This window comes from Pseudomonas sp. C1C7 (assembly GCF_013359595.1).
GTDB lineage: Bacteria > Pseudomonadota > Gammaproteobacteria > Pseudomonadales > Pseudomonadaceae > Aquipseudomonas.
Map to the genome: position 1 here is coordinate 41,996 of NZ_JABFMP010000010.1, position 21,120 is coordinate 63,115.

Annotated in this window: 24 protein-coding genes and 1 tRNA gene; 16 read left to right on the forward strand and 9 right to left on the reverse strand. The window is 60.2% G+C overall.

Annotated features, from left to right (window positions below):
• Positions 1 to 15 precede the first annotated feature (15 nt).
• Entirely contained in the window at positions 16 to 2,160 is a 2,145-nt protein-coding gene (locus tag HNO86_RS10650) for a 3-hydroxyacyl-CoA dehydrogenase NAD-binding domain-containing protein (protein ID WP_175376956.1), read from the forward strand.
• A 93-nt stretch (positions 2,161 to 2,253) separates the two neighbouring features.
• On the forward strand, positions 2,254 to 2,976 hold the full coding sequence (locus tag HNO86_RS10655; RefSeq protein WP_175376957.1) for an amidotransferase: 723 nt from the start codon (positions 2,254 to 2,256) through the stop codon (positions 2,974 to 2,976).
• Positions 2,977 to 3,053: 77 nt separating this feature from the next.
• On the opposite strand, the gene HNO86_RS10660 is transcribed toward HNO86_RS10655, so the two are convergent.
• From HNO86_RS10660 to HNO86_RS10670, 3 genes are all read right to left on the reverse strand, one after another.
• A complete protein-coding gene (locus tag HNO86_RS10660; RefSeq protein ID WP_175376958.1) occupies positions 3,054 to 4,025 on the reverse strand; it encodes a magnesium and cobalt transport protein CorA in 972 nt (323 codons plus the stop codon).
• Positions 4,026 to 4,161: 136 nt separating this feature from the next.
• Entirely contained in the window at positions 4,162 to 4,884 is a 723-nt protein-coding gene (locus HNO86_RS10665; RefSeq protein ID WP_175377069.1) for a 1-acyl-sn-glycerol-3-phosphate acyltransferase, read from the reverse strand.
• Positions 4,885 to 5,169: 285 nt separating this feature from the next.
• Positions 5,170 to 5,859, reverse strand: a complete 690-nt coding sequence (locus tag HNO86_RS10670; protein ID WP_175376959.1) for a crotonase/enoyl-CoA hydratase family protein — start codon at positions 5,857 to 5,859, stop codon at positions 5,170 to 5,172.
• 307 nt (positions 5,860 to 6,166) lie between these two features.
• On the opposite strand from HNO86_RS10670, the gene HNO86_RS10675 reads away from it, so the two are divergent.
• The 6 genes from HNO86_RS10675 (at position 6,167) to HNO86_RS10700 (ending at position 8,776) form a co-directional block, all read left to right on the forward strand.
• Positions 6,167 to 6,256 (forward strand) — tRNA-Ser (locus tag HNO86_RS10675).
• 290 nt (positions 6,257 to 6,546) lie between these two features.
• The gene (locus HNO86_RS10680) at positions 6,547 to 6,756 is read left to right on the forward strand and encodes a hypothetical protein (RefSeq protein WP_175376960.1); all 210 of its coding nucleotides are present in this window, start codon (positions 6,547 to 6,549) and stop codon (positions 6,754 to 6,756) included.
• Positions 6,757 to 6,817: 61 nt separating this feature from the next.
• Entirely contained in the window at positions 6,818 to 7,138 is a 321-nt protein-coding gene (locus HNO86_RS10685; protein WP_175376961.1) for a YbjQ family protein, read from the forward strand.
• Positions 7,139 to 7,285: 147 nt separating this feature from the next.
• Complete coding sequence (locus HNO86_RS10690; RefSeq protein ID WP_175376962.1) at positions 7,286 to 7,474, forward strand: hypothetical protein; 189 nt, start codon at positions 7,286 to 7,288, stop codon at positions 7,472 to 7,474.
• Positions 7,475 to 7,805: 331 nt separating this feature from the next.
• Positions 7,806 to 8,174, forward strand: coding sequence for a hypothetical protein (locus HNO86_RS10695; protein ID WP_034150136.1), 369 nt, complete (start codon positions 7,806 to 7,808; stop codon positions 8,172 to 8,174).
• Positions 8,175 to 8,467: 293 nt separating this feature from the next.
• A complete protein-coding gene (locus tag HNO86_RS10700) occupies positions 8,468 to 8,776 on the forward strand; it encodes a class I SAM-dependent methyltransferase (protein WP_175377070.1) in 309 nt (102 codons plus the stop codon).
• A 10-nt stretch (positions 8,777 to 8,786) separates the two neighbouring features.
• On the opposite strand, the gene HNO86_RS10705 is transcribed toward HNO86_RS10700, so the two are convergent.
• Entirely contained in the window at positions 8,787 to 9,770 is a 984-nt protein-coding gene (locus HNO86_RS10705; RefSeq protein ID WP_175376963.1) for an MDR family oxidoreductase, read from the reverse strand.
• Positions 9,771 to 9,965: 195 nt separating this feature from the next.
• On the opposite strand from HNO86_RS10705, the gene greB reads away from it, so the two are divergent.
• Positions 9,966 to 10,442 (forward strand): transcription elongation factor GreB, encoded by a 477-nt coding sequence (greB, locus tag HNO86_RS10710; protein WP_175376964.1) that lies wholly within the window; start codon positions 9,966 to 9,968, stop codon positions 10,440 to 10,442.
• A 67-nt stretch (positions 10,443 to 10,509) separates the two neighbouring features.
• Here the strand turns inward: greB and HNO86_RS10715 are convergent, their stop codons facing one another.
• Together HNO86_RS10715 and HNO86_RS10720 are read right to left on the reverse strand one after the other, a co-directional pair.
• Complete coding sequence (locus tag HNO86_RS10715) at positions 10,510 to 13,014, reverse strand: ABC transporter permease (protein WP_175376965.1); 2,505 nt, start codon at positions 13,012 to 13,014, stop codon at positions 10,510 to 10,512.
• A complete protein-coding gene (locus HNO86_RS10720) occupies positions 13,014 to 13,697 on the reverse strand; it encodes an ABC transporter ATP-binding protein (RefSeq protein ID WP_175376966.1) in 684 nt (227 codons plus the stop codon). The genes HNO86_RS10715 and HNO86_RS10720 overlap by 1 nt, the downstream gene beginning before the upstream one ends.
• 10 nt (positions 13,698 to 13,707) lie before the next feature.
• Here HNO86_RS10720 and HNO86_RS10725 point away from each other — a divergent pair, with 10 nt between their 5' ends.
• The 3 genes from HNO86_RS10725 to HNO86_RS10735 all read left to right on the forward strand — a co-directional run bounded on the left by HNO86_RS10725 (position 13,708) and on the right by HNO86_RS10735 (position 15,737).
• Entirely contained in the window at positions 13,708 to 14,313 is a 606-nt protein-coding gene (locus tag HNO86_RS10725; RefSeq protein WP_175376967.1) for an arylesterase, read from the forward strand.
• Positions 14,314 to 14,369: 56 nt separating this feature from the next.
• Positions 14,370 to 14,663: a hypothetical protein gene (locus tag HNO86_RS10730; protein ID WP_077044623.1), complete on the forward strand. Its 294-nt coding sequence runs from the start codon at positions 14,370 to 14,372 to the stop codon at positions 14,661 to 14,663.
• 102 nt (positions 14,664 to 14,765) lie between these two features.
• Entirely contained in the window at positions 14,766 to 15,737 is a 972-nt protein-coding gene (locus tag HNO86_RS10735; protein WP_175376968.1) for a L,D-transpeptidase family protein, read from the forward strand.
• 123 nt (positions 15,738 to 15,860) lie between these two features.
• Here HNO86_RS10735 and oprI read toward each other — a convergent pair whose 3' ends face one another.
• A complete protein-coding gene (gene oprI, locus HNO86_RS10740) occupies positions 15,861 to 16,112 on the reverse strand; it encodes an outer membrane lipoprotei OprI (RefSeq protein WP_011335311.1) in 252 nt (83 codons plus the stop codon).
• A gap of 639 nt (positions 16,113 to 16,751) precedes the next feature.
• Here oprI and HNO86_RS10745 point away from each other — a divergent pair.
• Positions 16,752 to 17,039, forward strand: a complete 288-nt coding sequence (locus HNO86_RS10745) for a GNAT family N-acetyltransferase (protein WP_175376969.1) — start codon at positions 16,752 to 16,754, stop codon at positions 17,037 to 17,039.
• Positions 17,040 to 17,111: 72 nt separating this feature from the next.
• Here the strand turns inward: HNO86_RS10745 and HNO86_RS10750 are convergent, their stop codons facing one another.
• Both HNO86_RS10750 and HNO86_RS10755 read right to left on the reverse strand, forming a co-directional pair.
• Entirely contained in the window at positions 17,112 to 18,188 is a 1,077-nt protein-coding gene (locus HNO86_RS10750) for a 3-deoxy-7-phosphoheptulonate synthase (protein ID WP_175376970.1), read from the reverse strand.
• A 195-nt stretch (positions 18,189 to 18,383) separates the two neighbouring features.
• Positions 18,384 to 18,827, reverse strand: a complete 444-nt coding sequence (locus tag HNO86_RS10755; RefSeq protein WP_175376971.1) for a PilZ domain-containing protein — start codon at positions 18,825 to 18,827, stop codon at positions 18,384 to 18,386.
• Here HNO86_RS10755 and HNO86_RS10760 point away from each other — a divergent pair.
• The 3 genes from HNO86_RS10760 to HNO86_RS10770 are packed head-to-tail and all read left to right on the forward strand — an operon-like array spanning position 18,826 to position 21,096.
• On the forward strand, positions 18,826 to 19,212 hold the full coding sequence (locus HNO86_RS10760) for a co-chaperone YbbN (protein WP_175376972.1): 387 nt from the start codon (positions 18,826 to 18,828) through the stop codon (positions 19,210 to 19,212). The genes HNO86_RS10755 and HNO86_RS10760 overlap by 2 nt on opposite strands.
• Positions 19,209 to 20,165: a putative 2-dehydropantoate 2-reductase gene (locus tag HNO86_RS10765; RefSeq protein WP_175376973.1), complete on the forward strand. Its 957-nt coding sequence runs from the start codon at positions 19,209 to 19,211 to the stop codon at positions 20,163 to 20,165. The genes HNO86_RS10760 and HNO86_RS10765 overlap by 4 nt, the downstream gene beginning before the upstream one ends.
• Positions 20,166 to 20,190: 25 nt before the next feature.
• The gene (locus HNO86_RS10770; protein WP_175376974.1) at positions 20,191 to 21,096 is read left to right on the forward strand and encodes a 5'-nucleotidase; all 906 of its coding nucleotides are present in this window, start codon (positions 20,191 to 20,193) and stop codon (positions 21,094 to 21,096) included.
• Positions 21,097 to 21,120 lie beyond the last annotated feature (24 nt).

Here is a 21,120-nt window from a genome sequence, read left to right on the forward strand (position 1 = left end):
TTCAAGGAAACCTTCATGACCCAAGCCATTCGTTACGAAAAGGGCCAGGACCGGATCGTCGTCCTGACCATCGACATGCCCGGCCAGAGCGCCAACACCATGAACGCGGTGTACCGCCAAGCCATGGCCGATTGCGTTGCGCGCCTGGTGGCCGACAAGGAAGACATTGCCGGCGTCATCATCACCTCGGCGAAAAAGACCTTCTTCGCCGGCGGCGACCTCAATGAATTGATCAAGGTCGGCAAGCCCGAAGCCAAAGCCTTCTACGACATGGTGCTGACCCTCAAAGGGCAATTGCGCACCCTGGAAACCCTGGGCAAGCCGGTGGTCGCGGCGATCAATGGCGCGGCATTGGGCGGGGGCTGGGAAATCTGCCTGGCCTGCCATCACCGGGTCGCGCTGGACAATGCTTCGGTGCAACTCGGTTTGCCGGAAGTGACCCTCGGTCTGCTGCCGGGCGGTGGCGGGGTGGTGCGCATGGTGCGCCTGCTCGGCCTGGAAAAGGCGTTGCCGTATCTGCTCGAAGGGAAAAAGCTGCGACCACAACAGGCGCTGCAGGCCGGACTGATCGACGAACTGGCGGCGGACAGCGAGGAACTGCTGGCCAAGGCCCGAGCCTGGATCAACGCCAATCCGACCGCGGTGCAGCGTTGGGACGTGAAGGGTTACCAGATCCCCGGCGGCACGCCGTCGAATCCGAAGGTCGCGCAGATGCTGGCCATCGCGCCCTCGATCCTGCGCAGCAAGACCCAGGGCTGCATGCCGGCGCCGGAGAAGATCCTGTGCGCCGCGGTGGAAGGCGCCCAGGTGGATTTCGACACGGCGCACCTGATCGAAACCCGCTACTTCACCGAGCTGACCACCGGCCAGGTCTCGAAAAACCTGATCGGCACCTTCTGGTTCCAGCTCAATGAAATCAATGCCGGCGGTTCGCGGCCACAGGGTTTCGCGCCCCATGTGACAAAAAAGGTCGGCGTACTCGGCGCCGGGATGATGGGCGCGGGCATTGCCTTTGTCAGCGCATCGGCCGGGATCGAGGTGGTGCTCAAGGACATCAGCCTCGCCGCGGCCGAGAAGGGCAAGGCGCACTCGGCGGCACTGCTGGACAAGAAAGTGGCGCGCGGGCAAATGAGCGCCGAGCAACGCGAAGCGGTGCTGGCTCGTATCCACACCACCGAAAGCGATGCGGATCTGGCCGGTTGCGACCTGATCATCGAGGCTGTGTTCGAGGACCGTGAGCTCAAGGCCAAGGTGTCGCTGGCCGCGCAACGAATCGTCGGCGCGGATGCGGTGATCGCCTCCAACACTTCGACCCTGCCGATCAGCGGCCTGGCCACGGCGGTGCCGGACCAGAGCAAGTTCATCGGCCTGCATTTCTTCAGCCCTGTGGACAAGATGGCGTTGGTGGAAATCATCAAGGGCGTCAATACCAGTGACGAAACCCTCGCGCGCGGATTCGATTTCGTTCTGCAAATCCGCAAAACGCCGATTGTGGTCAACGACAGTCGCGGGTTCTTCACTTCGCGGGTATTCGGCACTTTCACCAACGAAGGCATCGCGATGCTCGGCGAGGGCGTGAGCGCGGCGATGATCGAGACCGAAGCACGCAAGGCCGGCATGCCCGTCGGGCCGCTGGCGATCTCCGATGAAGTGTCCCTGAGCCTGATGAGCCATATCCGCCAGCAGACCGCCAAGGACTTGCTGGCCGAGGGCAAGCCGCTGGTGGAGCACCCGTCATCCGCCGTGATCGACCTGATGCTCAACGAATACAAACGCGCGGGCAGGGCGGCCGGAGGCGGTTTCTATGACTATCCGGCCGGTGCCCAGAAGCATTTGTGGCCGGAACTGAAAAGCCGTTTCGAAAAGGCCGACGGGCAGATTTCAGCCAATGATGTGCGTGATCGTCTGCTGTTCGTGCAGGCGATCGAGACCGTGCGTTGCGTGGAGGAGGGTGTGCTGATGTCGATGGCCGATGCCAACGTCGGCTCGGTGCTCGGCATCGGTTTCGCCGCCTGGACCGGCGGTGCGCTGCAGTTCATCAACCAATACGGGATCGGGGATTTCGTCGCCCGGGCCCAGTATCTGGCCGGGCAATACGGCGAACGCTTCGCACCGCCGGCCCTGTTGCTGGAAAAAGCCGGCAAGGGGGAAGCGTTTTAGGGATGGATGACGCATCTCGGGGCTTGCCTTGTTGCAGTGTTAGAGGCAGGCTCTGGGGTGTGCATTATTCCCATCACGTGTCAGGTATTTTTTATGTCGTTACGCATCTGCATTCTGGAAACCGACAACCTGCGTCCGGAATTGGTCGACCAATATCAGGGCTACGGGCAGATGTTCAAGCGCCTGTTTTCGCAGCAACCGATTGCCGCCGATTTCACCATCTACAACGTGGTGCAGGGTGATTATCCTGCCGATGACGAGACCTTCGATGCCTACCTGGTCACCGGCAGCAAGGCCGATTCCTTCGGTACCGACCCGTGGATCCAGACCCTCAAGCAATACCTGCTGACCCGCTACGAGCGTGGCGACAAGCTGCTGGGCGTCTGCTTCGGCCATCAGTTGCTGGCGCTGTTGCTCGGTGGCAAGAGCGAGCGAGCGACCCAGGGCTGGGGTGTCGGCACCCACAACTACAAAATGGCCGCCAAGGCGCCGTGGATGAGTCCGGTGCGTGAGGAGCTGACGCTGCTGATCAGCCACCAGGATCAGGTGACCTCACTGCCGGAAAACGCCACGGTCATCGCCTCCAGCGATTTCTGCCCGTACGCCGCTTATCACATCAACGATCAGGTGCTGTGCTTCCAGGGCCATCCGGAATTCATCCACGATTACTCCCGCGCGTTGCTGGACATTCGTCAGCAGGCGCTGGGTGAGCAGATTTATTCGAAAGGGATTGCCAGCCTGGACAGTGAGCATCATGGCACCACGGTGGCTGAGTGGATGATGCGGTTTGTGGCGCATAAGCCAGAAGCCGCCTGATCCTCTGCATCGATCCTGTGTAGGAGCTGCCGAAGGCTGCTCCTACACAGGATCGCATTTCAAGGTGCGGTTTGGTATTAAAGCCAGCCGGACTTCTTGAAGCTCGCCCACAAACTCACACACCCTACCGTAATCACCCCCAGCACCCCGAAATACCCGTAATGCCAGCTCAACTCCGGCATGTCCTGGAAGTTCATCCCGTAAATCCCGGCAATCGCCGTCGGGAACGCCAGGATCGCCGCCCAGGCTGCGAATTTGCGCTGCACCACACTTTGCCGTGAGGCCTCCAGCAGCACGCCGACTTCGATGGTCTGGCTGGCGATTTCCGCCAGGGTGGTCAGGTCTTCCAGCTGTCGCTTGACGTGGATCTGCACGTCGCGGAAGTACGGGCGCATATTCTTGTCGATGAACGGGAAGCTGAGTCGCTGCAGTTCCTCGCCGATCTCCACCATCGGCGCCGCATAACGGCGCAGGCGCAGTACATCGCGACGCAGGCCGTGCAGGTTCTGGATGTCGCATTCGTTCAGCGAGCCGCACATCACGTTGTGTTCCAGCTCATCGATCTCGGCGTGAATCGCTTCGCCCATCGGCTGATAGTTTTCAATCACGAAGTCGAGGATGGCATAGAGCACGAAATCTTCCCCGTGCTCCAGCAACAGCGGACGCGCCTCACAACGCTGCCGGACATGGGCGTAGGACGCCGAATGACCGTTACGCGCGGTGATGATGTAGCCGTTGCCGGCAAAGATATGCGTCTCGATGAACTTGAGTTTGCCGTCTTCGCGTATAGGGGAGTAAGTGACGATGAACAACGCGTCGCCGAAGGTTTCAAGTTTCGGGCGGCTGTGTTTTTCCAGGGCGTCTTCGATGGCCAGTTCGTGAAGGTTGAACTGGCGCTGCAGGTTGAACAGTTCTTCGGCGTTCGGCTCTTCCAGGCCGATCCAGACAAAGTGACCGGGCTTCGCGGCCCAGGCCGCGCCTTCATCGAGAGTGATATTGGTGACTTTCTTACCCGCGCTGTAAACCGCAGCAGCAACAACTCGACCCATGATCTTTGTTCACTTCTTCTTGGCAGATTGAGGCAAATAGAGACAGCCTCAAGCTTAGCGCTGTCCAGGAGTTGAGAGTCAGTGAAACTTGCGAAGTTCTGCACAAAAGAAAACCCGCACAAGGCGGGTTTCATGTTCAGGCGGCTTGAAGTTGCCGGTCCATCGAATCGATGCATTCGCGCATCTGTTCCTGGCAGCGGGCAATCAACATGGGCATGTCATCCATGCTCAGGCCCGCAGTCGGAATCGCCGGCAGCGAGCGAATCAGAATTTTCCCACTGCGCCAGCGGTTCAATCGCATGTGCTTGACGTAACTGCTGACACACACCGGGACAATCGGAACTCCCGCAGCGATGGCCATCTGAAAGGCGCCTTTCTTGAAAGGCAACAATTCCTTGCCCAGATTGCGCGTGCCTTCGGGGAAGACCCAGATCGAAGTGTCCTCGTTTTGCAGGGTGTGGGTGGTGGTCAGCATCGACTGGCGCGCCTTGTGCGCGTTGCCACGGTCGATCAGCACGTTGCCGGCCAGCCAGAACAACTGACCGAACAACGGCACCCATTTCAGGCTCTTCTTGCCTATGCACACAGTACGGCGAGGCACCACGTTGCCGAACACGAACAGATCGTAGTTGGATTGGTGATTGGCAATGATCACGCAGCTGTCGGGTTTATCCATCAATGGGCCGACATCGGCCTTCACCCGCAAACGCAAAATGCACATCGCCGGCCAGGCATAGAGGCGGGCGCACAAACGACTGTTATCGGGATTGAAAGGGCGGCAAAGGCCGAGCACCACTCCGAGCACACCCGCCACGATAAAGTGAAGGCCCATCAATGACATACGTAAAACAAACAGCATTTTCAGGCCCCACCGGGACAAAAGGTGGCGCAGTGTACGGATGTGCACTGTTTTCGGCAATTGCCGCTCAGAAGGCGGGAGATAGGCGATGTTTAAGCAATTGTTTCTGACTGATTGGTCAGGGCTGTGCCAGAGCGGCTCAGGTAGGGAAGGCTCAACATGATCAAATGTGGGGGCGAGCCTGCTCGCGAAAAACCTGCGGACAACGCATTCATTCAAAGACTGCGCGTTATCGGTATCGCCCATCGCGAGCAGGCTCGCTCCCACAAAGGTCGTACGGGTTTGTTAACCCATGTGCTCCTGATCCACGATGATCGCGTTGTCCAAGGCATCCAGCAATGCCTTGCGCGCTTTCAACTTGGTGTTCTTGTGGGCGGTCATGTTGATCTTCTTCAACTGACGAGCCGCCGCCAGCGCGGTGTTCTGCAGCTCTTCGGCCGACACCACGACATCGAGGAAACCGGCATCCACGGCCGTCTGAGGGTTGAACATTTCACCGTTGATGACCGAACGGTGGAACGCCGACTTGCGCAGGCGATCACGGGCCAGTTCGATGCCGGCGTGGTGCATGGTCATGCCGATCTGCACTTCGTTCAGGCCGATGCTGAACGGGCCGTCGACACCGATGCGGTAATCCGCCGACAACAGCAGGAACGCGCCCTTGGCCACGGCATGACCGGGGCAGGCGACGATCACCGGGAACGGGTGCGACAGCAGGCGACGGGCCAGGGTCGAGCCGGAGGTGACCAGCGACACGGCTTCCTTGGGGCCGGAGGTCATGACCTTCAAATCGTAACCGCCCGAGAGAATCCCCGGCTGACCGGTGATGATGACTACCGCGCGATCCGTCACCGCCTGATCCAGGGCAGCGTTGAAGGCTGCAATCACGTCCGGAGAGATGGCGTTGACCTTGCCGTTGCTCAGGGTCAGGGTCGCGATACCGTCTTCGAGGTGGTAGGAAATCAACTCACTCATGACGCTATTCCTTTCAATAAAGATGGGCAGACGTTACCCACGGCTACCAGTCAGGTAAAGCGCCATGACTGACCCGCCAGTCACTCTTTGCCCGTCTTTGCGGCGCGGCGCACCATGCTGGCGCTGCGTTGCCTTCTATATGGAAGCGTACGTTGAACCAGAGATTGGCCGGTTTGCCATCATCCGATCGGCCTGAAACAACGAATCGCGTTAAGCGCATGAAAATTCTGAAAAAAATGTTTGCCATCGGAAAAGCTTTCGACTACATTAGCGCGCCTCGACAGACAGAACATGTTTGAAGAGATACGGTGAAGTGTCCGAGTGGCTTAAGGAGCACGCCTGGAAAGTGTGTATACAGGAAACTGTATCGAGAGTTCGAATCTCTCCTTCACCGCCAAATTCGATGTAAACAGAACCCCTGGTTTCGAAAGAAGCCAGGGGTTTTGTGCTTTTCGGGGTCGGTGTTCCTACAGGTGTTTCTGAAAATGATGTAGGAATCTGGAGCGGTGTGTAGGACGTTGCACCGTAAAGCCAGGCAGTACGGGGCTTCCAAGGGGCTGCGCGCTTAAGGTCGCCCGTTCTGGCGGGGAGTGTTCGTTGTACGCGTTCTGTGTCCAGAATGAACCCGCAGGAAACAACCATACCGACTGACCAGGGACGGAGAGCATCGATATGCAGGACACGACCATGAAGCAAGCCGAGTACGAAAAGATCCTTCTGGAAATCGCCAGGCTGAAAGCCGAGCAACGCAAGTTGCGCGCCGAAGCGGGCAAGTTGAATGCCGAAGCGGGCAAGATGACCCGTGAGGTCTTCTGGTATCCGGTCGTCATTGCCATTGGCTTTATCGGCACGGTAGCGACTGCCACCGCGCTCCTGATAAAGCTTCTGGTTCCCTGATATCGTTCCAGCGCGGCGCTGGCCGCTCCATCATCCACTATTCAGTGCAAACAGGAATGCAATGATCACGACCACCACCCACGCTATCGAAGGTCGGCAAATTACCGCTTACCTGGACATTGTCAGCGCCGAGTCGGTGCAGGGCATCAACGTCATCCGCGATGTGTTTGCCGGGATGCGGGACTTTTTCGGTGGGCGCTCCCAGACGCTGGAGCGCGCCTTGAAGGAAGCGCGTATCCAGGCCACCGACGAGATCAAGGAGCGGGCGCGGGCCCTCCAGGCGGATGCGGTGGTGGGACTCGATTACGAGATCAGCATGCCGGCGGGCAAGGGCGGCATGGTCGTGGTTTTCGTGACCGGGACGGCGGTGAAGTTGAGGTAACTGCAGGTGGGTCCATTCGTCGGGCGTTCGGCAATCTGAATCACAAGTCCGGTAATGACCGGCTAGTCTCAAAACCCTTGGTGATCGATATGGTTCGGGCAAATGGGCTTGCCGGTGTCGATCCCGTTTTGAAAAAGGGGTGATGAAATGGTTGATCCGTACATTGAAGATGATGGCGCAGAGTTTCCGATCAACAATTTCGTCCACTGTGGGCAGACTGTGTACGTTGCAAGCTTCGGCGAGGATCAGGTTGAAGTCCGCAGGATCAAGACCCAGGCGAGTCGGGTACTGAAAGGGAAATTTCTCCCGAGAGTGACGCCGCCGGCCAGGAAGTGAATGTGGATTGCGTCAGTGAACCCCGCTCTCGAGCGGGGTTTTTTGTGCTCGGATTTCCGTGCGTTCGGAATGTGTGAACGAATGTTTAAGGTGTCCGTTTTTTCACAAAGTTTTCACAAGACCGTACGTAGGCTGAACCCATCCGTTAGAAAGCAACACCCTGCCCGTTCCCCAGCGGGCTTTTTTTTGCCTGTCATAAAACCTTTTCCATAAAAACTGTCCAACCGTCGCCGATAACGAGGTTGCGCACGCGCATGTCTGGACTTTGTCTGCTCGAAAGCATTCAATCCCGACCCTTTTGATTTTCATCCCTATTTTTGAGGTTTTTGTCATGCGTTTCACTCTGCCTGCTTTGGTTCTGGGTCTTCTGGTCGCTCAAGGCGCGATGGCTGGCGACGGCACTGCCGCAATCGGCGGCGGTCTGGGCGGCGCGCTGGGTAACGTTGTTGGCCAAAGCATGGGCGGCAGCACTGGCGCGGCCATCGGTGCTGGCGTAGCGGGCGCAGCCGGTAGCGCTGTTGCCGCCAAGAAAGGCCACCGCACCAGCGCTGCCATCGGTGGCGGTGTGGGCGCCGCTGGCGGTTCGGTCATCGGCAACAGCCTGGGTGGCAAGACCGGTTCCACCATCGGCGCAGGCCTGGGTGGTGCGTTGGGCGGCGGCGTGGGCAGCAACCTGGCCAAAGGTCACAAGCGTCACTGATCCCGAGCGGTCTTCTGATCGATCAAGGCCAATGCCCGAATCTCGCGATTCGGGCATTTTTCTTTTGTGCGCTCTGGAAAGTCGCGGACAGTGTTGTGCGTCATTCTTGACACCGTCCGGTCAGCTTCTCTAGGATGCTGCTCATGCGCCGATTTAAACAGCTACTTGCGGGGCGCCAGGTGACTCGATCAGTCACTGTAGAAGCCGGAAACGGTTTCGAAATACCGCTAAAGCGCTGGTTCGGTGTTGCCTCTCACCTGCCATGCAGACTTTTGAGGCTGAGACACGACATGATGAATGCACCAAGCCCCGTTGTACGTCCCGCGCCGATCACGGCACATCTCACCCAGCGCAATCCAAAAATCCTGCTTGGCGGTAAGCATCAGCCGACGCTTTTGCGTTATCTCGACGGCTGGCCGCGCCGCACCGGTGGACCGGCAGCGTTTCTGATTCAGTTCGTCGAAGACGGCGAGTCGCTGGCCCGGTTCGCCAGCGACAGTTTCGACCTGGCGGTGATTCAATCTCCAGGCGTTGAAGACGCTCCGCAAGTTATCAGGCAACTGGTCCGTGTTGCCCGACAAGGGCTGATCACCCGTCGCTGAGGGCGATAGCTCAGCTGTTGACGTTCACCACCACCCGTCCGCGTACTTTACCGGCCAGCAATTGACTGGCCGTCTGCACGACTTCGCTCAGGGCGATTTCCCGGGTGATTTCTTTCAGCATGGCAAGATCAAGATCCCGAGCCAGACGACTCCAGGCCTCCAATCGATCCTTGCGCGGGCGCATCACGCTGTCGATGCCGGCCAGGGTCACGCCGCGCAGAATGAAAGGGGCAACGCTGGCGGGAAAATCCATGCCTTGCGCCAGGCCGCAGGCGGCGACAGTGCCACCGTAGCGAGTGCTGGCGCAGACGTTGGCCAGGGTGTGACTGCCCACTGAGTCGATGGCGCCGGCCCAGCGTTCTTTTGCCAGAGGGCGGCCGGGCTCGCTCAGCTGGGCGCGGTCGATGATTTGCGATGCACCGAGTTTTTTCAGGTAGTCCGTCTCCTCGAGGCGACCGGTAGAGGCGACTACCGTGTAACCCAGGCGAGCGAGGAGGGCGATGGAAAAGCTGCCGACCCCACCATTGGCTCCGGTGACCAGAATTTCACCCTTGTCCGGCGTGACGCCGTTTCGCTCAAGAGCGAGCACCGAGAGCATGGCCGTGTATCCAGCGGTGCCGATAGCCATGGCTTGTTGAGCCGTGAACCCTTCGGGCAGAGGAATCAGCCAGTCGCCATTCAATCGAGCCACCTGGGACAGTCCGCCCCAGTGCCCTTCGCCCACTCCCCAACCGTTGAGCAAGACGCTGTCACCCGCCTTGAAATCAGGGTGGTCACTGTGTTCGACGGTGCCTGCCAGATCGATCCCCGGCACCATGGGAAACGCGCGAACCACCGGACCTTTGCCCGTGATCGCCAGGGCATCCTTGTAGTTGAGGGTGCTGCAGGCCACTCGCACCGTTACATTGCCGGGTGGGAGTTGTGATGGCTCCAGCTGTGCGATGCGCGCTTGGCTACCGGTGTCGTCTTTCTCAATCAGGATTGCGTTGAACATGGCTTTTTCCTTTATTGGACCGATCGGCTATAAATTGTAAAAAAGTATTAGACTGGTTGTCTCGAATGTCAACCCGTGAAGTGACCAGCGTGGAAATATCGGCCCTTGCCTCAATGGCAAACCTGTCGACAGGTTGCCTGATCAAGAGCGGTTCAAATATCGTTAGCCGATGTCATCGCCAGTGAGCACCACGCTTTGAGTACGAACATCATCACAACGCAAGGTCATGAAGCTCTGAAGCAGGAGCTCGACTATCTATGGCGAGAGAAACGTCCTGACACCACGCGCAAAGTGACGTGGGCGGCGTCTTTGGGGGACCGCAGCGAAAATGCCGACTATCAGTACAACAAGAAGCTGCTGCGGGAAATTGACCGGCGCGTCCGTTACCTGCGCAAGCGACTTGAGGATGTTCGGGTGGTCGCCTATTCGCCCGAGCAGGAAGGCAAAGTGTTTTTCGGGGCCTGGGTCGAGATCGAAAACGAGGCGGGGGAGATCAAGAAGTTCAGGGTCGTGGGGTACGACGAAATCTATGGTCGCAACGATTACATCTCGATCGATTCGCCGATGGCGCGTGCACTCTTGAAGAAAGAAGTGGGCGATGAGGCTGTGGTGCAGACCCCGAGCGGCGAGGTGCTGTGGTGGATCAACGAGATTCGTTACGAGCAGAATTAGGCGGTAATGCAGGTCATTGTGCATCCGCGCTTCACCTTCAACAGGATCAGCGCGGTGCAATCGAGCTTCAACCTTCGCGCAATACCGTCAGCGGACTGGCATTCAGCGCACGGCGAGTGCCGAACACGCCAGCCCCGCCAATCAACACGGCACCGATCAACGGCAGCACCAGCAGCCATGGGTGTGGATGCCAGGGCAGATCCAGCGCGTATCGGTAGAGCACCAGGCTCACGACCTCCGAACCCAGCGCCGCCAGCAAGCCGCTGACCGCGCCCAGCAAACCGAACTCGATTCTTCGGGCTTTCACCAGCAACTGCCGTTCCGCGCCCAGTGCCCTCAGGAGTGCGCCCTGGCGGATGCGCTCATCGAGCGTCGCCTGCAAGCCGGAAAACAGCACGGCCATGCCTGCCGCGAGGACAAACAACAGCACATATTCCACGGCCAGGGTGACCTGGGCGAGGATGCTGCGCAGCTGCGCCAGCAAGGCCTCCACTTGCAGAATGGTCACCGCCGGAAAGCTTCGGGACAACTCGACGATCTGCTGATCATGACCTGCCGCCAGATAAAAGCTGGTCAGGTAAGTGGCCGGCAGATCCCTCAGCGTGCCCGGCTGGAAGATCATGAAGAAGTTCGGCTGGAAATTGTCCCAGTTGATCTCCCGCAGGCTGGTGACTTTCGCTTCGCGATTGACCCCGCCGACGGTGAAGATCAGGTGATCGCCCAGCTTGAGCTTCAGACTTTCCGCGACCTTGCCTTCCACCGACACACCAGGGATTTCATCCGGCGGCTGATCGGGCCACCAGTTGCCTGCGGTGATCGTGTTACCCGCAGGCAGGTCCGCGGCCCAGGTCAGGCTCAGATCGCGCTGGATCGCCCGGTCTCCCGCCGATTCCTTGGTGACGATCTGCTGCACGGGTTCGCCATTGATGCTGATCAGACGGCCCGGTACGACCGGATACAGCGGCGCCGATTGGGCAGAAAGGGAGAACAGCCGATCGGTGAACGCCTGTTTGTCCGCGGGCAGGATGTTCAGGGCGAAATAGTTCGGTGCGTTTTTTGGCAGCTGGTTCTGCCAGGTGTCGAGCAATTCGCCGCGCAGCAGGGCGATCAGTGCCATCGACAGCAGGATCAGGCCGAATGCCAGGGATTGCCCGGCGGCGGCCAGTGGATGGCGCAACAGTTGGCCAAGACCCAGGCGCCACGGCAACGATGCCCGGGCCAGCATTCGCCGTAGGCTTTTGAGCAGCAACAACAGCAGGCTGCCCAATACCAGTGCCGCGATCACCCCGCCGCCGAGCAGGGCGAAGGTCAGTACCAGGTCCAGGCTCAGGCGCCACATGATCAAGCCCAGGGCGGCCAATGCAGCGCCATAGATCATCCAGGTGCTGGAAGGAATCGGCAGCAGATCCCGGCGCAATACCCGCAGAGGAGGCACCCGGCCCAAGGCCGCCAGTGGCGGCAGGGCGAAGCCGGCCAGTGCCACCAGCCCGGTGCCGATGCCGGCGATGGCGGGGAACAGGCCACCTGGAGGTACGTCGCTGGGTAACAAGTCATGGAGCAGGGCAAACAGCCCAAGTTGTGCCAGCCAACCGATCAGGGCGCCGGCGATGCTGGCGAGCAGTCCGAGGACTGTCAGCTGCAGACTGAACAGCACCATGGTTTCCCGGCGGGACAACCCAAGGCAGCGCAACAGTGCGCTGGCATCGAATCGGCGTGTGGCGAAACGCGTCGCCGACAGGGCTACGGCGACACCCGCCAGCAACACTGCCACCAGACTGGCCATGTTCAGATAACGCTCGGCCTTGCCCAGCGCGCCACCAATCTGCCGGTTGCCGTCGCGGGCATCCTGGATGCGCTGGTTGGCGGCAAGGCCGGGCTTGATGAGTTGGCGATAGGTTTCCAGGGCCGACGCATTGCCGCGCCAGAGATCGCGGTAACTGACCCGGCTGCCGGGCTGCACCACGCCGGTGGCGGCGAGGTCGTCGAGGTTGATCAGGACCCGTGGCGTCAGACTGTAGAAGTTGCCGGCGCGGTCGGGCTCGTAGGTCAGTACCCGGGCGAGCCTCAGGGTTTTCATGCCGACATCGATGCTGTCGCCGATCTTCAGATTGAGCGCAGTCAGTAAACGCCCCTCGACCCAGGTTTCACCGGGATTCGGTCCACCTCCGGACTCCTCGGCAGCGAAAGGCGCGGGCGCGCTTTTCAGCTCACCGCGCAGCGGGTAGACAGCGTCGGCCGCCTTGATGCTGGACAGCTGAATACCGTTGTCCGTGGCAATGACACTGGAAAACTCCACCACCTGCGCATGCTCAAGACCCAGCTCGATGCCGCTCTTGATTTGCTCGTCTCGGGCCGGCGAACTGCCTTCGAGCAGCAGATCCGCCCCCAGGAACTCGGTCGCGCGCAGCATCATCGCGCCGTTGAGGCGAGCGCCGAAGTAGCCAATGGCGGTGCTGGAAGCCACCGCCACCAGCAAAGCGAAGAACAACACGCGCAGTTCGCCGGCCCGGGCATCGCGCAGCAGTTGGCGAATGGCGAGACTGAACAGGCGCAACAGCGGCAGACGTGCCATCAGGCCTCCACGGGGGCGACCAGCAGGCCGGCTTCAAGGCGGATCAGGCGTCGGCAGCGATGGGCCAGACGCTCATCGTGGGTGACCAGGACCAAGGTGGTGCCGCGTTCCTTGTTCAGTTCGAACAACAGATCGCTGATGCGCTCGCCGGTATGGCTGTCGAGGTTGCCGGTGGGTTCGTCGGCGAACAGCACGTCGGGCTCTGCGGCGAATGCCCGGGCAATCGCCACGCGTTGCTGTTCGCCGCCGGAGAGCTGGCGCGGCGAGTGGGTCAGGCGCTGGCCGAGGCCGACCCGCTGCAGCAACTCGCTGGCACGCCCGCGGGCATCTTTGCGGCCGTCGAGCTCCAAGGGCAGCATGACGTTTTCCAGGGCGTTGAGGCTGTCGAGCAACTGGAAGGACTGGAAGACAAAGCCGACGTGCTCGGCGCGGATGCGCGCACGCTGGTCCTCGTCGAGATTGCTCAGGCTCTGTCCGGCCAGGGTGACTTCGCCGCTGCTCGGCAGGTCGAGGCCGGCGAGCAGGCCCAGCAGGGTGGATTTGCCGGAGCCCGAGGCGCCGACGATGGCCAGGCTGTCGCCCTTGTTCAGCTGCAGGCTGAGTTCGTGCAGGATGGTCAGTTCACCTTCCGCGCTGGGAACCACTTTGCTAAGGTTCTTCGCGGTGAGAATGCTTGCGCCCATGGAGAATCCGATGCGTGTGTGGTTTTTGAGTGCTGGCCTGGCCTTGATGTGCATGGCCCAGAACGCAGCGGCGGGTACAGTCCTGATCGTTGGCGATAGTATCAGCGCCGGTTTCGGGCTGGATACCCGGCTGGGGTGGGTGTCGTTGCTCGAGCAACGGCTCAAGCGTGAAGGTTTTGACGATAAAGTGGTCAACGCCTCCATCAGTGGCGACACCAGTGCCGGAGGCCAGGCGCGGCTGCCGGCGCTGCTTGCAGAGCATAAGCCTGAGCTGGTCATCCTCGAACTGGGTGGCAATGACGGCCTGCGCGGACTGCTGCCAACGCAATTGCAACAAAATCTTGCTTCGATGATCGACAGCTCCCGCGCCAGCGGTGCCAAGGTGCTGCTGCTCGGCATGCAGTTGCCTCCCAACTACGGTGCGCGTTACACCAAGGCCTTCGCGGAAGTCTTCAGCAATGTCGCCAGCGAGAAAAACATCCCGCTGGTGCCGTTTTTCCTCGACGGCGTGGGCGGTCATCCCGAGTTGATGCAGGCCGACGGCATCCACCCGGCGGCCGGGGCTCAGGACAAGTTGCTGGAAAATGTCTGGCCTACCTTAAAACCGCTGTTATGACACTTTTCCAGAGGCGGGCTTTCGGCTAATGTGTCGCCCCCGATTTGGAGCCCCCGATGCCGCGTCCCGCCTGGTCACTTTTCTCCTACCAACTGATCGAGCCTGACGAACAGCTGGATCTGTTCGCCTGCCAGGAAGTGCGGGTTCATCTGGTGACCCGTCAGCTGGAGCTGGGAGGTTCGGCGGATCGGACCCTGTGCGGAAGCCTGCTGCCGGCTCAGCCGCGCTGGTCGAGCGTCGATCGCCGGGTGTTCCAGGACCATCGCCTGTGCTCGCTGTGCCGGGCCATTCTCGAGTCGCAAAAGCGCGGCACCTCGCCGATCTGGCCGGAGCTGCGGTTCGAGCTTTGAAGCCTCAAGATTAGCAAGCTATCGGCTGGCTCCCCGAATACCGGGGTGTCGGTGTACAATCGCGCGCCATACCCTCTGTTGATCATGCGAAGGACTTTCCGGATGTTGCCGCGCTTTCCTGCCGTCACCCGCTGCCTGACTCTTGCCGCGCTCTTTGCAGCAGGTCCCGTTGCAGCATTGGAGCTGCCCCTGCCACCACCTGGCGAAGACATCGTTGGCCAGGTGCAAGTGATCAAGGCCAAGTACGAAGATACCTTCGCCGACCTTGGCACCACTTACGACCTGGGCTACACGGAAATGGTCGCGGCCAACCCGGGTGTCGACCCATGGCTGCCGGGCGCCGGCACCGAGATCGTGCTGCCGACCCGTTTCATCCTGCCGCCTGGCCCGCGTGAAGGCATCGTCATCAACCTGGCCGAGTACCGCCTCTACTACTACCCGAAAGGCCGGAACGTGGTTTACACCTTCCCGCTGGGTATCGGCCGTGAAGGCTGGGGCTCGCCGATTGCCCACACCAGCATCACCGCCAAGACGCCGAACCCGACCTGGACACCGCCTGCGTCGATCAAGGCCGAGCACGCCGCCGATGGCGATCCGCTGCCCAACGTGGTGCCGGCCGGTCCCGATAACCCGCTGGGGCCGTTCAAGTTCACCCTCGGTACTCCGGGCTACCTGATTCACGGTTCGAACAAGAAGTTCGGCATCGGCATGCGCACCAGCCATGGCTGTTTCCGCATGTTCAACAACAACGTGCTGGAAATGGCCGGCATGGTGCCGGTGGGCACTTCGGTGCGCATCATCAACGACCCGTACAAGTTCGGCGTAAGTGGCGGCAAGGTTTACCTGGAAGCGCACACGCCACTGGACGACAAGGGCAATCCGTCGGTGGTCGACAAGCACACCTCGGTGATCAACGCGATGCTCAAGCGTGAAGACATCACCAACAACCTGCGCATGAACTGGGATGTAGTGCGTGACGTGGTTGCCGCTGAAGATGGTTTGCCGGTGGAGATCGCTGTACCGAACTCCGCCGCTCCCATGGTGAGCAGTGCGCCACTAGATCCATTGCAGTAACATTTGAGAACAACCCGCTGATGCGCACTGCATCGGCGGGTTTTTTTATGCCTGCACGAAACCGCGGGCAATAAAAAAGCCGACCCAAGAATGGGTCGGCTTGATAACAATCCCGAGGGATTATTACTTGCGGCTAGCTTTTTCCAGCATGCGCAGAGCACGCTCGTTAGCTTCGTCAGCAGTTTGCTGTGCTTTTTGAGCAGCAGCCAGAGCTTCGTCAGCTTTACGGTAAGCTTCGTCTGCACGAGCTTGTGCGCGAGCTGCTGCGTCTTCAGTAGCGGTCAGACGTGCTTCGGTTTCTTTCGATGCGCTGCTGCAACCGGTAGCCAGAACTGCGGCCAGAGCCAGAGCAGAGAATTTCAGAACGTTGTTCATCGTGTTCCCCTTCAAGGACTTTCTATTTAGTGGCTTTCTCCTCCCATTGAGGAAATAGCCGGCGTACATACTACCCATTACTTGTCGTAAGTAAACTGACATAAAGCAGGAAGCCAAAAAAATTGTAGGCGTTGATTCTTTTTCGAGCAACTTTTAACTGCGCTGTTTAAAAAATATTCAGCTGGGAGGCCCGAGATGAGCGAGCCGACGAGGAAAAGTTCCCCACCTAAACAACTGTTTTTCCGGACTTTCCTAAAGTGTATCTAGATGGTTTCGTCTACACTTTCGTTCGGGTTTTGCGCGATGGCTCTCATATCTTTCTCCATGTACTGGTGACTTTAAACGCGGGGGCTCGTCTTAAGTGTCAACATCCGGCAATGATCAGGCTGTCCGACACGGGGGGATCCCTGGTCGAGCCGTTCCTGCGTAACCCGGAGCAGCACCCGCCAACCAGACTGATGACGAGCGCACCTTGAGCATTTGCGCCAATGGTGCCTACTATTTGTACGTGCTCGGTTGCGCGAGATCGGTGTAGCTCTTCTCGGTGTCCATTCAGGCACGGGTGGCGTAGTTGTTCCTTCGCCGGGAAAACATCGGTAAGGTAGGGGTCGGAATTCAAAAGACCCGCGAGGAGTAGTGATGAGCGAGGCGTTGTCCATCCACCATGACCAGGCTGGTCATCAGTTCGAGACCAATGTGGACGGTCATCGTGCCTACCTGACTTATATGGATCTGGGGAAACAGACCCTGGATATCTATCGCACCTTCGTGCCCAATGCATTGCGCGGTCGCGGCATTGCCGCCGCACTGACCGAACAGGCGCTGCAGTACGCCGAGGAGATGGGCTACACCGTCATTCCATCGTGCTCCTACGTCGAGCGCTACATGGAGCGCCACCAGCGGCACGCGGCCAAGCTGAGCGAGTGACCCTCAGCAAAACGAACACATAAAAAAACGCCGGGCTTGCCCGGCGTTTTTTTTTGCTGCACTGAACGGCGATCAGGTGCGATCGCGCTTGGGCAGCACATCCTTGAGCTTGGCGTGCATGCTGCGCAAGGTGTTCTCGGTAGCGGTCCAGTCGATGCAGGCATCGGTGATCGACACGCCGTATTTCAGGTCGGCGAGGTCTTTCGGGATTGCCTGGCAGCCCCAGTTCAGGTGGCTTTCGACCATCAGGCCGATGATCGACTGGTTGCCTTCGAGGATCTGGTTGGCGACGTTCTCCATCACCAGCGGCTGCAGGGCCGGATCCTTGTTCGAGTTGGCGTGGCTGCAATCGACCATGATGTTCGGCTTGATCTTTGCCTTGTTCAGCGCCTGCTCGCAGAGCGCGACGCTGACCGAATCGTAGTTCGGCTTGCCGTTGCCGCCGCGCAGCACGACATGGCCGTAGGCGTTGCCCTTGGTGGTCACGATCGACACGCCGCCTTCCTGGTTGATGCCCAGGAAGCGGTGAGGGCTGGAAACCGATTGCAGGGCGTTGATGGCCACGGTCAGGCCGCCGTCGGTGCCGTTCTTGAAGCCGACGGCCGAGGACAGGCCGGAAGCCATTTCACGGTGGGTCTGGGATTCGGTGGTACGCGCGCCGATGGCCGACCAGCTGATCAGGTCCTGCAGGTACTGCGGGGAGATCGGGTCGAGGGCTTCGGTGGCGGTTGGCAGGCCCATTTCGGCCAGGTCCAGCAGCAATTGGCGACCGATGTGCAGACCGTCCTGGATCTTGAACGAGTCATCCAGGTACGGATCGTTGATCAAGCCTTTCCAGCCGACGGTGGTGCGAGGCTTCTCGAAGTACACGCGCATGACCAGATACAGGGTATCGGAGACTTCCGCAGCCAACACTTTCAGGCGCTCGGCGTATTCGTGGGCGGCCTTGATGTCATGGATCGAGCAAGGCCCGATGACCACGAACAGGCGGTGGTCGGTGCCATCAAGAATGTTGCGAATGACTTCGCGGCCCTTGGTGACGGTGCGCAGCGCGGCGTCGCTCAGAGGGATGTCACGCTTGAGCTGATCGGGGGTGATCAGCGTCTCGTTGGAAGAGACGTTCAGGTCGTTGATCGGTAAATCAGCCATCGTTTACTCGTCAGGTCACGGGTGCAGGCCGCCAGCGAACCCGCGCGGCGGAGCACAGCAAATTAAGCGCGTCGGGGAGCGGAACCTTAGCGCGTTACACCGTGGCTCGACAATGGGCAGACGCGGGTTTGGGGCGTTTAAGGTCGTGTTTGATGCATGCATTTCCCCCTGCAGGGAGGGTTGCAGGGCTGAGAGCTAATCCAGCACAGGCTGCGCAAACGCCTTGCGCACCGTCTCATGGGAAAACTCGTCGGCATGTTGCTGGACCCACTCCAGCGCCCGGGCCTGGACTTCCTGAAGGTCGTCGTGAACGTCATGCTGGCGGCAATAACGCTCTATCCGGCACACCTGCTCGCCCATCCGCGCACTGAACAGCGTCTGCTCGTCAACGAAGGCGATGCCCACCAGGTAACCGTGCTTTCGGCGCAGGCACCAGGCCACATAGCCCAGAAAGCGCATGTCGGGGTTCAAGGTCGGCATGCGCACTTCAAGCGCCGTGCCGTGACGCCATGCGCGGTGATAATTGCAAGCCATGCCCCCGAGGCTGATAGTGTGCAGCTGTTGCCGAGAAAGACATTCGGGCTTGAGCAGCGTCAATTCCACCGGTACATCGTCAGGATGAGGAATGAATCGTCCCATGAACACGGACTCCATGTGTCGGCCATCTGACATTATTTCCCCCAGTATAGTGGTCGAATTGGAGCTGACCGATTTTGACGCCGACCAGCGGCTGCTGACGATGAACGGCGTTTCCCTGGTGATTTTCACCAGTGTTGGCTGTTCGAGTTGCCGCTTTGCCCGCGAGCAATTGCCGAGCCTGGATCTGGCGGTCCATCGGCTGTGCTGGATCGACGCCGGAAACAACGGCGGGGTGGTCGAGCGTTATCAGGTCTTTCATTTGCCGGCGCTGTTTGTGGTGCGCGACGGTGAGTTCTTTGGAGCATTGCATTCGCGCCTGACCGCGTCCGAGCTGAACCGGGCGATCCGCCAGGCGCTGAGTCGAACAGCAGAGGAGTTGCCATGATGGGGGCAGTTGCCAAACCGACAATCGGTATTATCGGGACCGGTGCGATCGGCGGGTTCTACGGATTGATGCTGGCGCGAGCCGGTTTTGATGTGCACTTTCTGCTGCGCAGCGAGTTTTCCGCGGTGGCCGAGCACGGTCTGCAGTTGCACAGTGCGGTACACGGCGCACTCACGTTGAACCCGGTGCAGGCCTATTCGGCCGCCGAAGACATGCCGCCCTGCGACTGGCTGCTGGTGGGGGCGAAAACCTCCAGCAACGCGGACCTGGCGCCGATCATCCAGCAGGCCGCGGCGCCGAACGCCAAGGTACTGCTGTTGCAGAACGGCCTCGACGTCGAGGACAGCCTGCGCGAATGGCTGCCTGATTCGCTGCATGTGCTGGGCGGGCTCTGCTATATCTGCGTCCATCGCGAAGCCCCCGGGGTCATCACCCATCAGGCCCTCGGCGCGGTGCATGTCGGCTATCACAGCGGCCCGGCCGTCGATGGCGCGCAGCGCACCGCGATCGTCGAGGAAGGTGTCGGGCTGTTCCGCAGCGCCGGCATCGATTCACAGGCCATGGCCAACCTGCACCAGGCGCGCTGGCTGAAACTGGTCTGGAATGTTCCTTACAACGGCCTGTCGGTGTTGCTCGGGGCGAGCACCACGCCGTTGATGGCTGACGCCGACAGTCGCGAGCTGATCAAGGCGCTGATGGCCGAAGTGGTGCAGGGGGCCATTGCCTGTGGTCACGAAGTGCCGGCCGGTTATGCCGAGCATCTGTTCATGATGACCGAGAAAATGCCCGACTACTGGCCGAGCATGTACCACGATCATCTGCACAAGCGACCGCTGGAGCTGGACGCCATTTACGCCCGGCCACTGGCAGCGGCAAAGGCCGCGGGTTGCGAACTGCCGCGAATCGAGGCCTTGTATCGCAGTCTGGGTTTTATCGATCGACGCAATCGCTGAGTCGATCAAGCTGAGGGGGAAGGGCATGCCCAAGAACATCGACGACAAACTGGTGCTGGCGATTTCGTCCCGGGCACTGTTCGATTTGAGTGAAAGCCACAAGGTCTATCTGTCGAGCGGCGTCGAGGCCTATCGGCAGTATCAGATCGAGCACGAAGACGAAATTCTCGAACCCGGCGATGCCTTCCCTCTGGTGCAGAAACTCCTCAACCTCAATGCTCACCTCGGCCGCGCCCGGGTCGAGGTGATCCTGGTGTCGCGCAACAGCGCCGACACCGGTCTGCGGGTGTTCAATTCGATCGATCACTACGGGCTGGCGATTTCCCGGGCGGCGTTCGTCGGCGGGCGCAGTCCTTATCCCTACCTCAAGGCCTTTGGCTGCGACCTGTTTCTCTCGACCCATGCCGAAGACGTTCGCAGCGCGCTGGACGCCGGTTTCGCCGCAGCGACCATTCTGTCAGGCGGGGCCAGCCGCGCCGCCAGCGATGAATTGCGCATTGCCTTCGACGGCGATGCGGTGCTGTTTTCCGACGAGTCCGAGCGCGTCTATCAGTCCGGTGGTCTGGAAGCGTTTCAGGCCAAGGAACGCGAGTCGGCTCGCGAACCGTTGCGCGGCGGTCCTTTCAAGGGCTTCCTCGCCGCCCTCAATCTGTTGCAGCGCGAGTTTCCCGATGGCGCCTGCCCGATTCGCACGGCGCTGGTCACCGCCCGCTCTGCGCCGGCCCACGAGCGGGTGATTCGCACCCTGCGCGAGTGGGACATCCGCCTGGATGAGTCGCTGTTTCTGGGCGGCCTGACCAAATCGGCGTTTCTGGAAGCCTTCGCCGCCGACGTGTTTTTCGATGATCAGGCCGGTCATTGCGAGCTGGCCCGGGAAGTCGTCGCCACCGGTCATGTGCCCCATGGCATAAGCAACGAGCAAAAGGTTTAAGCCCGCCGATCAACGTGTTGCGCC